We start from the raw sequence: 13,431 nt of genomic DNA, 5'->3' as shown, positions 1-13,431 counted from the left end.
CTTATTATTCTGCAAAAGTAGGTATTTTGCGCACATCCGAATTTTAAAATACAAATTCGATAAAACAAGTGCTTTAAAATTACCTTTATGGCACTACAACGCATGAAAAAACTCATCAATATTATATTACTTTTTCTACTTGTACAGCCCGTTTTTGCGCAGGTAAAGATCCTGCCGAAATTTATCCGACGCATGTATTTTGAGAAAGATACCAGCAAAAGGGGCAGTTTTGTGCTGCTGCCGGTCATCAGTTCGGCACCCGAAACCGGGCTGGAAGGGGGCGGTTCGGCGTTGTATTCTTTTTATACCGATACCTTAAGCAAAAACACGCGCGTATCTAACATATTTGCTTATGCTACCCTGACCACCAAAGGCCAAAGCCGCCTGAATTTAAGCAGCAGCTATTGGGCGCCCAATAATAATTATCACTTTACAGGTGCCATAGGATACATTAATTTTCCGTTTGATTTTTACGGTATCGGTAATAATACAGCAAAAGCAGATGCCGACCGCCTGGGCCAAAAACGCTTACGTGTTACCTTTAGCGGCGAAAAAAAAATAGGCCGTAACATTTATGTGGGATTGGTGGCCGGCGGGTATGATTACCGTTTCCACGACCGGGAAACCGGCGGTATTTTTACAACCGACCCAACAATTGAGGGCAAACAAGGCGGCACTATTTTGTATTACGGGCCCAGCCTTATATTTGACAGCCGCAACAACAACACTTACACCACCAGCGGCGGTACACTAACCAGTTATTTAAACATTATGAATGGCGCTGGCAGTAACAGCGGCTACAGCGGCGGCTTTTTAAACGTAGAGATCACCCATTTTTTTGCCTTAAGCAGAAAGTTTGTATTAGCGTTTGACGTACAAAGCCAGAACATGACGGGTAGCCAATCGCCATTTTATTTACTGCCTGCACTGGGTAGCGATGAAATGATGCGCGGCTACTACAACGGCCGTTTCCGCGACCGCAACCTGCTTGCCGGCCAAACCGAATTACGTTACCGCGCAACCGAGCGCCTGGGCATTGTGGGCTTTATTGGCGCCGGCGAAGTGTTCCATAAAGATTTTGACATTAACCAGCTAAAGCCAAATTACGGCGGCGGCCTGCGTTACTTTTTTGATGTACAAAAAGGCCTCAGCATCCGCATAGATTACGGCGTTGGCGAAAAACGCTCCGGCGAAAGCAAGCAAAGCGGTGTATATGTGGGGTTAGGAGAAGCGTTTTAGTAGATTATGTTATTGTTATAGCTATTTTTAAACACCATAAGTATCTTAAAATGAAAACTACAGTATTGATATCCCGCGTGCTGCTTGGCTTTCTATATCTTGTATTCGGGCTCGACTATTTTTTGCATTTTATTCCCTACCAGCCACCTTTACACAGCGGCGCTGCCGGCGAATTTAAAGCGGGCCTGATGGCAACAGGCTATTTTTACCCCATGCAAAAAACCATACAAATACTTGGCGGCCTTTCGTTACTGATCAACCGCTACGCACCATTTTCGGCAGTGGTGTTATTTCCTATCAGTTTAAACGTATTTTTATTCCACACCATTTTAGTACCATCCGGTTGGTTGATGGGTGTTTTTTTGTTGGTGCCCAACCTGCTTTTGGGTTACGGCTACCGCAAATATTATGCGCCTATGTTTACAGTAAAACCTTTATTGTAAATGAATTGAAGCAGGAAATCAGTGTTTATATAGGATAGGGAAGCGTTTTGAAAAATATGCAGATATTAATAATGCATCATCTGCACATCTATAATCTGCACATCCGCACATCTATCTACACCTTTATCTTAAAATTCTCCTTCGCCTGGCCGGGTTTAAAAAACACCAGGCCTATCCAGTATAAGTCTACCGTGGCGGTTACCTGCGGATGGGCTTTAATTTGCGCCCAGGCTTGTTTCATGCCTTCGCTCCAGTAAATATCATCAAATATCAGCATAGTATCTTCGTGCACTTTGGGCAGGCACCATTCAAAATATTTTAGGGTGGCGTCGCGCTGGTGGTTGCCATCTATATAAACAAAATCAAGCTTATCCAAGCCATCTATAACCCCCGGCAGGTTATCATCAAAATTACCGGTGATGATATGGATATCCCTTACCCCCGCCCTATCAAAAACATCTTTGGCTACACCGGCAGTTTGCGGGCAACCCTCTAAAGTGTACACTTTTGCATTGGGCGCGGCAGCCTGCAGGTAAAGCGTGGTAACCCCCAGGCAGGTACCCAGTTCTACAATGTTTGATGGTTTTACAAACGCCGTAAGCCTGTAAAGCAGCTTGGCCAGTTTAGGCGGTTTAAGCGCATTAATGGTAATATCGCTGATCTTCTTCTGTTTGTTATTGTTAACGTGCGACCCGGCGCCCAGGTCGGTAACGGTGATGTAGCGGTCATCAATAAGCAGGTGGTCGCGCTCATGCTCTATTTTGTCGTAAACGGCTTTGTGCTTTCTATCGTAGATCACCTCATCTACTAAACGGTAAATAAACGGAGAGTGTAAACCATGACGATTTTTTGACTTGAGCCTGTGAAACAGAAAATCCTTTGCGAACGTTAGATTGAACATTGGTGTAAAAATATATAAACTTTAGTATTTTAGCATATTGGCATATGATAAATCCTACAGAAGTAAATTTTTTAATCCGGCTGCTTGATGACCCGGATGCAGAGGTGTACGAACATGTGCACAAAAAGTTGCTTTCTTTTGGTAATGAAGCTATAGAATACCTGGAAAGCGCCTTTGAGCAGGCGTTTGACCCCATTCAGCAGGAGCGCATTGCCAACCTGGTTCACGAGATCCAGTTCGGTATCGTAAAAAACGATCTGAAGCTATGGTACCAGGGTGGCGCCTTTGATCTGCTGCAGGGAATCCTGATCATCAACCGGTACCAATACCCCGACCTGGACGAGCAAAGGGTTGTAAATCAGATAGAAGCGATCAAGCGCGACATCTGGATCCAGATGATGAACGAGGCCAGCCCGGTAGAACAGGTAAAGCTGATGAACCACGTATTTTACAGCATCCACGGCTTTAGCGGCAACACCACCAACCACCGCGACCCCCAAAACAGCTATATAAGCCAGGTGCTGGAGAGCAAAAAGGGCAACCAGATCTCGCTGGCCATCATTTACTCCATTATTGCGCAAAAGCTGGATATTCCCGTTTATGGCGTAAACCTGCCCCAGCACTTTATACTGGCTTACCTGGATGAAAGCCGCGAAACTGAATTTGAGGGAGGTATCTTATTCTATATCAATGCGTTCAATAAAGGCTTCATTTTTGGGCGCAGGGATGTGGATATGTTTTTAAAACAGCTAAACCTGCAGTTCGACAAGCAGTTTTACGAACCCTGCGCTAACGCTGACATCATTAAACGGGTACTGCGAAACCTCATCAGCGCATACGAGCATTTAGGATCATCTGATAAAGTAGATGAGTTGAACGAATTGCTGGCGATATTGGGCAAGTGAAAACCGCAGCTTTTATTGGGCAAAACAGGGATTTTTAACGCCCTTAAAACACTTTTTTTCGCCCCAAAAACACCCCCGATCCACTCCTTAAAACAGGGTGGTAATTACAAAGGCTTGTACCTGTTTTTTATCTGCAAGGCCGGGCAAGGTACTGACAAAATACGGCCACCATTTTATCAGATCCGCACCAAAAAAATTAATGTATTCTATTTACTCAGCCACCCGTTATCGCCCATCCAGATCTTTGCCCACTCAAACCACAGGCCTTTACTTTTAGGGTTTACCAAACCAAAGCCATGGCCCCCGGCCGGGTACAAATGCATCTCGGTTTTTACCTTATTTTTGAGCAAGGCATCATATAGCATCAAAGCATTCTCTACCGGTACCACATCATCATCCTCGGCATGCACGATGAAGGTTGGCGGGGTATTGGCCGTAACCTGCTTTTCGTTAGAGTACAGGTCGACCAGATCCTGCGCGGGCGTTTTGCCGATCAGGTTTTCGCGCGATCCGGCATGCGTTTTTTCGCCAAAAGTGATGACCGGGTAGATCAGCATCATAAAATCGGGGCGGACGCTGACATTCGCTTTATTCTCAATAACCACTTTATCAAAATGGGTGCCTTCGGTTGAAGCCAGGTGCCCCCCTGCCGAAAAACCCATAATACCTACTTTGCCGGGGTTAACGCCCCATTGCGCTGCATTCTCCCGCACCATTTGGATAGCGCGTTGCGCATCCTGCAGCGGACCGATGGTTTTATCTACCATAATGCTATCGCTTGGCAGGCGGTACTTCAGCACAAAGGCAGCCACACCAATTTTGTTGAATTCTTTGGCTACATCTATCCCCTCGTGGCCGGATGCCAGGCCGGCATAGCCGCCACCGGGGCAAATAACTACTGCCGTACCGTTTGCCGCTCCTTTAGCCGGGAAATAGGAGGTTAACGTGGGATCGGTAACCTTAAAGATCCAAAACTTATCATTCTTTTCGGCGTAGCCTGCAGGTGCGGGTTTTGAATTGGGCACACCTTTAGGATATAATGGCAACGGTTTTGGTTCCTGACTAAAAGCCGTGGTAGTGATGGCAGATAATATAAAAGCGGTAAAAAAGTGTTTTGTCATGATGGCGTGTAATTGGTAACGGCAAGTTACAATTTACACCAATAAAAAACGACGCTGTGTGGTGCAGCATCGTTTTTTTATTGGTTAGACCAAAGCAAGGGACCGAGCGATTCCTTCCCTTGGTAAGGTGCAGAAAGGGGCTAATGAAGTGGTTAAACTAATTTTCTAAACCCCTCCCTGCCACTGCACAACCAACCGCACCCCTCCCGTGGGGAGGGAATGTTTTATTATTTTTTAACTTTTTGGCCCGCCAAATTCCATCAGGTACGATTTCAGGAACTCATTCAGGTCGCCGTCTAAAACGGCGGCGGCATTGGATGTTTCATGATCTGTGCGTAAATCTTTCACCAGCTTGTATGGGTGTAAAACATAGTTACGGATCTGCGACCCCCACTCTATCTTTTTCTTGTTGCCCTCTACCGCGCTGGATGCCTCGGCACGTTTGCGCATTTCGTTTTCATACAACTGCGATTTTAGCAAGCGGATAGCATTCTCCTTGTTTTGCAACTGCGAGCGCGATTCCTGATTTTTGATGATAATGCCCGATGGTTTGTGGTATAAACGCACAGCAGTTTCTACCTTGTTTACGTTTTGCCCGCCTGCACCACCCGCGCGGAAGGTTTCAAACTCAATATCGGCATCTTTTACCTCAATCTCAATGGTATCATCAACAAGGGGATAAACATAAACCGATGCAAACGAGGTATGGCGCTTGGCATTAGCATCAAATGGCGATACACGCACCAACCGGTGCACACCATTTTCGCCCTTTAAATAGCCGTAGGCAAAATCGCCCTCTAACTGCAGGGTAACGGTTTTTACACCGGCCACATCGCCGGGCTGGTAATCCTGCTCGGTAACTTTGTAGCCGTTCTTCTCGCCCCACATAATGTACATGCGCATCAGCATACCTGCCCAGTCGCAGCTTTCGGTACCGCCGGCGCCGGCGGTAATTTGCAGCACGGCGTTAAACTGGTCTTCTTCGGCACTCAGCATGTTTTTAAATTCCAGCTCTTCTACCGCGGCAACGGCCTGCTCATACTGCTCGTTCATTTCGGCCTCGGTGGCATCGCCACTCTGGTAAAATTCAAACAATACGCTGGTGTCATCAACTACCGATACTACTTTTTGAAAAGCGTCGGTCCATATTTTTTTGGTTTTGATGGATGCCAGAACTTTCTCGGCATCTTTAGGATGATCCCAAAAGTTTGGGCCTAAGGTAATATCCTGTTCCTTGTGCATGGCATCGAGTTTGGTATCGATGTCAAAGATGCCTCCTCAGGGAAGTTGTTCTATCCCTTAAATCCTGCATGTTTTCTTTTGTCATGGCGGCAAATATATAAAATTGCAGTAAGGGTGAATGGTAAGTAGTTATAACTTTTAACTAATTACCATTCCCTAATAACCAATCACTAAAACTAAGCTATCCGCATCTGGGTAAGCAGCAAGCCCATATCGGTTACATTACCGCTAATTTTTGACAGGATGGCACTCAGTGCAAACTCCTTATTCTGCTCGCCTTTAGATTGCTCCATTATCTGGTGCATTACCGGCGGTATCAATCCGTCGGCAATTTTCATGGCCTCGGCAGTGCTTATATTGTAAAAGTTGTTAAGCTTGTTGGCAAATTTATTTACCGCGCTATTGATCAGCGGGTTTTCATAAATGGCCGAAAACTGAAAGTATTTCACCAGATCTTTTAACTTACCGCTTTCCATCTGGCTTTTTAAAACCTCGATGATCGAGCTGGAAGCATCATTCATCACTGCCTCATGATATTTTTGAGGAACTACCGGGTTGTTAATAACCGCTGCTTCAGCGTTATTTTTTACGAGCAAAAAAAGTTTTTCGAACATGGTAAATGCAATTAAAAAAACAATTAAGAAAATGATGAAAAATAATTGGTTTTGTTACCAACCCCACAAATATATCAAATATTTATTTTCACTTTAAAAAAATTATCAAACATTTGTTATTGAAATGACAATCTAATTAGTGTAAAACAAACACTATGTATGGCCTGTTGATTAGTGTAAAAATAACACCAAACTGTCCTTTTTTGATTTTTACTATCGGGCTCAGTTTTAACTTGTTACTTTTACAAAAAACATCACAACTATGCTGCCAAATACCGATTTTACCTCCACCCAGTCGTTTAAATACCTAACCGACCATTACATTGATATGGTTGCCAAAAGCCTGAAAGAATTATTTGAAACTGATAGTCAGCGTTTTGAAAAATTCTCGCTTCAGTTTGAAGACATCCTGCTGGATTATTCTAAAAACCGGGTAGATGATGAAACCATTGCCTTATTAGTACAGTTGGCCCGCGAGTGTGGTGTAAACAAGGCAATTGAAGCCATGTTTACGGGCGAAAAGATCAACGTTACCGAAGGCCGCCCGGTGCTGCATGTTGCCTTGCGCAACCGCAGCAATACCCCGGTAATGGTTGATGGTAAAGATGTAATGCCCGATGTGAACCGGGTGCTGAACCAGATGAAGGATTTTAGCGAAGCTATCATCAGCGGGGGCTGGAAAGGCTATACCGGCAAAGCCATTACCGATGTGGTAAATATCGGCATCGGCGGGTCAGATCTTGGGCCGGTAATGGTTACCGAAGCTTTAAAAGCCTACAAAAACCACCTTAACCTGCACTTTGTATCTAACGTGGATGGAACCCATATTGTAGAGACCCTAAAAGAGGTTAACCCGGAAACCACCCTGTTCCTCATCGCATCTAAAACCTTCACCACGCAAGAAACCATGGGTAATGCCCACAGCGCGCGCGACTGGTTCATTAAAAATGGTGGTAAGGACGAGGATGTGGCCAAACACTTTGCAGCCCTGTCTACCAATACCGAGGGGGTGGCAAAATTCGGCATCGATACCAAAAACATGTTTGAGTTTTGGGATTGGGTTGGCGGCCGCTATTCGTTATGGAGCGCCATAGGCCTGTCTATTTCCTTAAGCATTGGCTTTGATAACTTTGTGGAGCTGCTGGAAGGCGCCCATGCCATGGACAATCACTTTAAAGATACCCCGCTTGAGCAAAACCTGCCCGCTATTTTAGCGCTGGTAGGCATCTGGCATAATAACTTTTTTGAGGCAGAAACCCAGGCTATATTGCCTTACGACCAATACATGCACCGCTTCGCAGCCTACTTTCAGCAGGGGGATATGGAAAGCAACGGTAAACATGTAGACCGCAACGGCAAGCATGTAGATTACCAAACCGGCCCGGTTATTTGGGGCGAACCAGGCACCAACGGCCAGCATGCTTTTTACCAATTGATACACCAGGGCACTAAACTGATCCCTTGTGATTTTATAGCACCGGCACAATCGCATAACCCGCTGGGCGAGCATCACAACATGCTTTTATCCAACTTCTTCGCCCAAACCGAGGCCCTGATGAACGGCAAAACCGAAGAGGTGGTAATTGATGAACTGAAAAAAGCCGGTAAAAGCGACGAAGAGATAAGCAAAATAGCACCATTTAAGGTGTTTGAAGGCAACCGCCCTACCAACTCTATACTGGTTAAAAAAATAACCCCGCATACTTTGGGCGCCCTGATCGCGATGTACGAGCACAAGATATTTGTACAAGGCATCATCTGGAACATCTACAGCTTTGACCAATGGGGTGTGGAACTGGGCAAACAACTTGCCGGTAAGATCCTGCCCGAATTAAAAGGCAACGAAGAAATAAGCAGCCACGATTCGTCAACCAACGGTTTGATCAATCAATACAAAGCCTGGCGGTAAACCGTAGCCGGGTTTTGTAAAAGCCCGTATAACAAAAAAGCATTTGCCACGCGCCGGCAAATGCTTTTTTTATATCCATGTACCGCCCCTAATTAAGCCTCAGACATCCTGTTCGGCGGCTAACTGTACGGCGCCTTTTTTAGCCGTGTTTACCGGCTGCGGCACTTTTACATAATAACCGGTGCCATCATACACACGCTTACGCGGATGCTGCTTACAGGCATCGCTGCAGCAGCCTTCCATCGCGGTACCGCATTCATCACATTGGGTAAAATGCTCGTTGCATTCCGGGTTGGCGCAATTGATCATCTTAGGCGTAGTTTTACCGCAGTTGCGGCAGGTAGATATTACTACCGGGTTAACGCTGTTCACATCAACCGAAAGGCGGTTATCAAACACATAGCATTTGCCTTCAAAATCTTCGCCGCCGGTTTCTTTACCGTATTTAATAATGCCGCCATGCAGCTGGTAAACATCGCTAAAACCCTCGTGCAGCAACAGGGCCGATGCTTTTTCGCATTTAATACCGCCGGTGCAGTAGGTTAATATCTTTTTATCCTTGTACTTGGCCAGTTCGTTGATCATCGCCGGGAAATCCCTAAAGTTCTCGATATCCAGCGTAACAGCGTTTTTAAACTTGCCTAATGAATGCTCGTAGTTAGAGCGTACATCCAATACCACCACATCATCGCGGTCTTTCATGGCTAAAAACTCTTTTGGCTCCAGGTGCTTCCCGGTTTGTTTTTGGGGATCGATCATCTGGGGATCGCGCAGGCCGGAGTGCACGATCTCTGATTTATAGCGGCAATGCATTTTTACGAACGAAGGTTCATCCACCTCATCCACCTTAAAATCAATACCCGCAAAACGCTCGTCGGCGTGCAGGGTATCCATATAGGTTTTACAGGATGCTGCCGAACCCGACACCGTACCGTTAAGGCCTTCATCGGCCACAATGATACGCCCGGTTAACCCCAGCGATTTACAGAATTTTAAATGATCGGCCGCAAATTGTTCGCCATCGGCTATTGTTGAATAACAATAGTATAGTAGTGTATTGTATATTGCCATAATGCCATTGATACCGCTGCAAACGGTGTTAAATGAGGTGCAAAGATAATAAATTGGAGTGAATAGTTAATTAGAGGGTTAGAGATTAGTTGTTTGCGATGATAAAATGCATCTTAACTAATCTCTAAACTCCAATCTCTTATCTCTCTACCTGATCCCGTAAAAGATGCGGAACCCCTGGATATATTTTTTACTGCCGGCGTAGGATATACCGTAATCTACACGGAAGATAAGGCGCTGTACGCCTACATAAAACTCCTTATAATTAGGGTTGCCCCTGGTGGTTAAATAATTGGCGCCAATTACTTCTTCCAGCTTAAGCTTGCGGATGAATGGCACCTTGTTTAAGATAGACCCGGCAAAGTTGTGCTGGTAATGCGCCTCGAAAAAAGCGCCGTTGGTGCTGTAGGTATAAAACGGCAAAAAATGGAAGCTACCGATGTACGTAGGATCGAACGTTACGCCCTGGTTACCTAAATAATGGTAATAATCCATATAATACAGCTTATTGTTCCGGAAGAAGTCGCCGCCGGTTAATTTAAAGGATGAAAAACCGGAGAGCCCGATGCTCATGTTTGATTGCGAGATATCTACCGATGCAAAATCATAATCTACATCTGACCCGAAAGCGCTTTTGATGCCCTTGCGGTAGTTAACGGTTAAGGTTGGATATTTTGACGGCAGGTTAAATTTACCTGTTGGCCGGGTAATATACTGCTGATCGAACGTAAAGGCTACCGAAGTATTAAATGTTAACGCCTGGTGCTGCGGAAACAGGAAAGAGCGATCATCTGCGGGGGCATTTGCCGGGGCCAGCGGGTTGTTAGAGGTGTAGTTTCTGTTCTTTGAATCGAACAAATGGCCAAATGCATTATTGTACATCTGGGTTCGGCTGGAGTAGCTTAACCCCGCCATCCATAAAATACCGTTAGATAACTCGCGCTGATACCCAAAGCCGCCAAACTGCGAGCGGTAGTACTTTACATAGTTATTCTCGTACAGCAGGGTACTCAGCGTGTTAAAATATAACGACCGGGTGCCCACATTATTCAGATCGAGCACATCGCTGCCAAAATTCACATAAAATTTACTGTTACGAAACGGGTTATTAAAATACTCGGCAAGCACATTGGCGCTAAACAGTTTATTGGCAAAGCCATACCGTACAGCAGGCGTAATAGCGTAAGAATGCAGATCATCTATCTTATGGCTGTACTTTACCTTGGCATTTATCCCAAAACCCTCAACCGTGTTATAGTAAAACGTTTGCAGGAACGGGAAAATATAAAGCGAATCTGTTTCGGCACGGTTGCTGGCGCTGTACCCAAATATGGTATAGGTAAAGTAGTTAATGTTGTTTTTAGTATGCTGGATAGAATCTAAATAGGCATCTGTTTTTTTGTAGGCCGCAATACTGTCTTTTTTTTGATAGTCGCGGGCTTCCGGGCGGGTTAAGGGCAGCGGGCGGTTGGTATTCCAGTAGTTTGCGGTTTTAATGTTGGCTGCCGTATCTATCCTTAGTATCTCGCCGTTAAAAAACCCTTTCGGGAAGCTTGGGTTAAGCTTGTAATTATTATAGATCCCCTCGTAATAGCCGCCAAACTTAAAGCCCAGCACCGATCCTTTAAAGTTAAGCTGCACGGCAGCGGGCATCCAAACACTATCTGTTATGGGGATGTATTGCTGGCTTATCTTCAGGGTATCAACCAGGTTAAGGCTGCTGCGCTTGTTGGTCAGCATCAGGTCGGCGCTGTAAATGCGCCAGTCGCCCTCCACTATATACATGTTGCCCACAAAATACTGCCCGTTCTCGCGTTTGGGTATCACCTCAATCTTATCAACCGTGCGGCCGTTCTGGATGGTGCTGCCAATTAATTTGTAGTTATAATGGTCGAAAGCGTTTGATGCCACCGGCGAAATATAGCCTCGGCTGCTCAGGCCGTTTATTTTAAAAACATCGTTATAAAAGTTCACCTGCAGGTCTGATGCCTTGGTATAATCAAAGGCGGTGTTTACCCCGGCCTGTTTGGCGGCTATGGTAACCTCGCGTATTTTATTGGGCCTTTCAAAATTAAGGGTGGACAGCATTTCCGATTGATAGAGGATCCCCCGGCCGTTCGAGTCGAGGTCGAGTGCAGCGATCACCGCTTTACTTGTTAACGCCTTTGGCGAACTCAGCAGCTTTTGCACCCCCTTAATATACACCGCGCAAGAATACCCCTGCACCTCTTTCATGTGTGCCTGGCGCCTGCTGATCACCATACGCATAATGGTATCGCCCGGGTCGAGGTTTTCTTTCCATTTTTCAGATACCTGGCTAAACTTAAAAACCTCATCTGCCAGCTGCATATCATGCACCTCGTTATGGTCGGTAATGGTGATGCTTTCTGTTTGCTCGCGGTAGCCTGTAAAACGATACGTGATATTGTAGGTGCCGGGGTTTAACTTAAGCTGATAGCGGCCCTCTTCGTTAGCCGTGGTGCCGTAGGTGGAGTTGCGGATGTACACCGATGTAAAAGATACCGGCTCGTTTTTCTGGCCCGTTATACGCCCCGATAAAAGATATTGCTGCGCCGATGCGCTAAAACAGGTAAGTATAAATATAATAAAGGGTAAGTATCTTCTCATAAGCATTTTACGGTTAATAGCAGTTAGGCACAAAATGTTTGTAACTATATGTAATTTATATTAATTGTTTGGTATAACCTTTCAATTAGTTGTTATTGTTTAATTTTGAGGTTTAATACACACATTTATGTATAAAACATTGCAGCCTGTATTACAACAGGAACTTGCCGATATTGAAAGCGCCGGCCTGTATAAAAAAGAGCGGATCATTACGTCGGCGCAGGGCGCAGATATTACCGTACAGGGTGGCAAAGAAGTGATAAACTTTTGCGCCAATAACTACCTGGGCCTATCCGGTAACGCGCAGGTGATACAAGCAGCCAAAAATGCCATGGATACCCATGGTTACGGCCTGTCTTCCGTGCGTTTTATTTGCGGTACGCAGGATATTCATAAACAGCTGGAGCAAAAAATATCCGAATTTTTAGGCACCGAAGATACCATACTTTACGCAGCCGCTTTTGATGCGAACGGGGGCGTTTTTGAGCCTTTGTTTAACGATCAGGATGCGATCATATCTGATGAACTGAACCATGCCTCTATTATTGACGGGGTGCGCCTTTGCAAAGCCCAGCGCAAACGCTACAAGCACGATGACATGGCCGACCTGGAAGAGCAGCTGAAAGCTACACAGGATCTGCGCCACCGGATCATCGTAACCGATGGCGCCTTTAGCATGGACGGCACCATTGCACAATTAGACAAAATTTGCGCGCTTGCCGAGCAATACAATGCTTTGGTAATGATAGACGAAAGCCATTGCAGCGGCTTTATGGGCAAAACAGGCCGCGGCACGCATGAGCATCATAATGTAATGGGTAAAATAGATATCATTACCGGTACATTGGGCAAGGCTTTGGGCGGTGCATCGGGCGGGTTCACCTCCGGACGTAAGGAAATCATTGACATGCTGCGCCAGCGCTCGCGCCCCTATCTGTTCAGTAACACCCTGGCCCCGGCTATTACAGGTGCCTCTATTGCCGTACTGGACATGTTGAGCGAAACCACCAACCTGCGCGATAAGCTGGAAAGCAATACGCAATACTTCCGCGAAAAGATGACTGCTGCGGGATTTGATATTAAACCAGGCGTACACCCTATTGTACCGGTGATGCTGTACGATGCCAAGCTGGCCCAGGAGTTTGCCGCCAAAATGCTGGAAGAGGGTATCTATGTGATCGGTTTTTATTACCCCGTTGTACCGCAAGGTAAGGCACGCATCCGCGTACAGATCTCGGCCGCTCACGATACCGAACATTTAGATAAAGCAATTGCCGCGTTTACCAAAGTAGGCAAGGCTTTAGAGGTGATTAAATAGTTACGTATATATTTTTTATATTTGTACGTATAAATAGTTA

Annotated in this window: 11 protein-coding genes; 5 read left to right on the top strand and 6 right to left on the bottom strand. The window is 45.6% G+C overall.

Going from position 1 to position 13,431, the window contains the following annotated elements; translation table 11 throughout:
• Window positions 1-87 precede the first annotated feature (87 nt).
• Complete coding sequence (locus E2R65_RS05340; RefSeq protein WP_134335468.1) at window positions 88-1,239, top strand: BamA/TamA family outer membrane protein; 1,152 nt, start codon at window positions 88-90, stop codon at window positions 1,237-1,239.
• A gap of 50 nt (window positions 1,240-1,289) precedes the next feature.
• Window positions 1,290-1,682, top strand: coding sequence for a DoxX family membrane protein (locus E2R65_RS05335; protein ID WP_134335467.1), 393 nt, complete (start codon window positions 1,290-1,292; stop codon window positions 1,680-1,682).
• Window positions 1,683-1,797: 115 nt separating this feature from the next.
• On the opposite strand, the gene E2R65_RS05330 is transcribed toward E2R65_RS05335, so the two are convergent.
• Window positions 1,798-2,583, bottom strand: coding sequence for an O-methyltransferase (locus tag E2R65_RS05330; RefSeq protein ID WP_134335466.1), 786 nt, complete (start codon window positions 2,581-2,583; stop codon window positions 1,798-1,800).
• Window positions 2,584-2,627: 44 nt separating this feature from the next.
• Here E2R65_RS05330 and E2R65_RS05325 point away from each other — a divergent pair, with 44 nt between their 5' ends.
• The gene (locus tag E2R65_RS05325; protein WP_134335465.1) at window positions 2,628-3,488 is read left to right on the top strand and encodes a transglutaminase-like domain-containing protein; all 861 of its coding nucleotides are present in this window, start codon (window positions 2,628-2,630) and stop codon (window positions 3,486-3,488) included.
• Window positions 3,489-3,694: 206 nt separating this feature from the next.
• Here the strand turns inward: E2R65_RS05325 and E2R65_RS05320 are convergent, their stop codons facing one another.
• From E2R65_RS05320 to E2R65_RS05310, 3 genes are all read right to left on the bottom strand, one after another.
• Window positions 3,695-4,609, bottom strand: coding sequence for an alpha/beta hydrolase (locus E2R65_RS05320; protein WP_134335464.1), 915 nt, complete (start codon window positions 4,607-4,609; stop codon window positions 3,695-3,697).
• 234 nt (window positions 4,610-4,843) lie between these two features.
• A protein-coding gene (gene prfB, locus E2R65_RS05315) for a peptide chain release factor 2 (RefSeq protein ID WP_183500343.1) occupies window positions 4,844-5,936 on the bottom strand; the annotation gives its coding sequence in 2 pieces (ribosomal slippage) (window positions 4,844-5,875 and window positions 5,877-5,936; 1,092 coding nt in all).
• 91 nt (window positions 5,937-6,027) lie between these two features.
• Window positions 6,028-6,465, bottom strand: a complete 438-nt coding sequence (locus tag E2R65_RS05310; protein WP_134335462.1) for a hypothetical protein — start codon at window positions 6,463-6,465, stop codon at window positions 6,028-6,030.
• A 262-nt stretch (window positions 6,466-6,727) separates the two neighbouring features.
• Here E2R65_RS05310 and pgi point away from each other — a divergent pair, with 262 nt between their 5' ends.
• Window positions 6,728-8,374 (top strand): glucose-6-phosphate isomerase, encoded by a 1,647-nt coding sequence (gene pgi, locus E2R65_RS05305; RefSeq protein ID WP_134335461.1) that lies wholly within the window; start codon window positions 6,728-6,730, stop codon window positions 8,372-8,374.
• A gap of 99 nt (window positions 8,375-8,473) precedes the next feature.
• Here pgi and trhO read toward each other — a convergent pair whose 3' ends face one another.
• Together trhO and E2R65_RS05295 are read right to left on the bottom strand one after the other, a co-directional pair.
• Window positions 8,474-9,445 (bottom strand): oxygen-dependent tRNA uridine(34) hydroxylase TrhO, encoded by a 972-nt coding sequence (gene trhO, locus E2R65_RS05300; RefSeq protein ID WP_134335460.1) that lies wholly within the window; start codon window positions 9,443-9,445, stop codon window positions 8,474-8,476.
• Window positions 9,446-9,592: 147 nt separating this feature from the next.
• Entirely contained in the window at window positions 9,593-12,073 is a 2,481-nt protein-coding gene (locus E2R65_RS05295; RefSeq protein WP_158285218.1) for a DUF5686 family protein, read from the bottom strand.
• A gap of 127 nt (window positions 12,074-12,200) precedes the next feature.
• On the opposite strand from E2R65_RS05295, the gene kbl reads away from it, so the two are divergent.
• On the top strand, window positions 12,201-13,391 hold the full coding sequence (kbl, locus tag E2R65_RS05290) for a glycine C-acetyltransferase (RefSeq protein ID WP_134335458.1): 1,191 nt from the start codon (window positions 12,201-12,203) through the stop codon (window positions 13,389-13,391).
• Window positions 13,392-13,431: the final 40 nt, after the last annotated feature.

The organism is Mucilaginibacter phyllosphaerae, assembly GCF_004378255.1.
Taxonomy (GTDB): domain Bacteria; phylum Bacteroidota; class Bacteroidia; order Sphingobacteriales; family Sphingobacteriaceae; genus Mucilaginibacter; species Mucilaginibacter phyllosphaerae.
The sequence above is the reverse complement of the archived record's forward strand: the minus strand, read 5'-3'. Positions and strand labels throughout refer to the sequence as shown.

Bases quoted from the DNA above. Each gene is read 5' to 3' on its own strand.
- E2R65_RS05340 (WP_134335468.1), top strand. From the start codon at position 88: ATGGCACTACAACGCATGAAAAAACTCATCAATATTATATTACTTTTT.
- E2R65_RS05335 (WP_134335467.1), top strand. From the start codon at position 1,290: ATGAAAACTACAGTATTGATATCCCGCGTGCTGCTTGGCTTTCTATAT.
- E2R65_RS05330 (WP_134335466.1), bottom strand. From the start codon at position 2,583: ATGTTCAATCTAACGTTCGCAAAGGATTTTCTGTTTCACAGGCTCAAG.
- E2R65_RS05325 (WP_134335465.1), top strand. From the start codon at position 2,628: ATGATAAATCCTACAGAAGTAAATTTTTTAATCCGGCTGCTTGATGAC.
- E2R65_RS05320 (WP_134335464.1), bottom strand. From the start codon at position 4,609: ATGACAAAACACTTTTTTACCGCTTTTATATTATCTGCCATCACTACC.
- E2R65_RS05310 (WP_134335462.1), bottom strand. From the start codon at position 6,465: ATGTTCGAAAAACTTTTTTTGCTCGTAAAAAATAACGCTGAAGCAGCG.
- pgi (WP_134335461.1), top strand. From the start codon at position 6,728: ATGCTGCCAAATACCGATTTTACCTCCACCCAGTCGTTTAAATACCTA.
- trhO (WP_134335460.1), bottom strand. From the start codon at position 9,445: ATGGCAATATACAATACACTACTATACTATTGTTATTCAACAATAGCC.
- E2R65_RS05295 (WP_158285218.1), bottom strand. From the start codon at position 12,073: ATGAGAAGATACTTACCCTTTATTATATTTATACTTACCTGTTTTAGC.
- kbl (WP_134335458.1), top strand. From the start codon at position 12,201: ATGTATAAAACATTGCAGCCTGTATTACAACAGGAACTTGCCGATATT.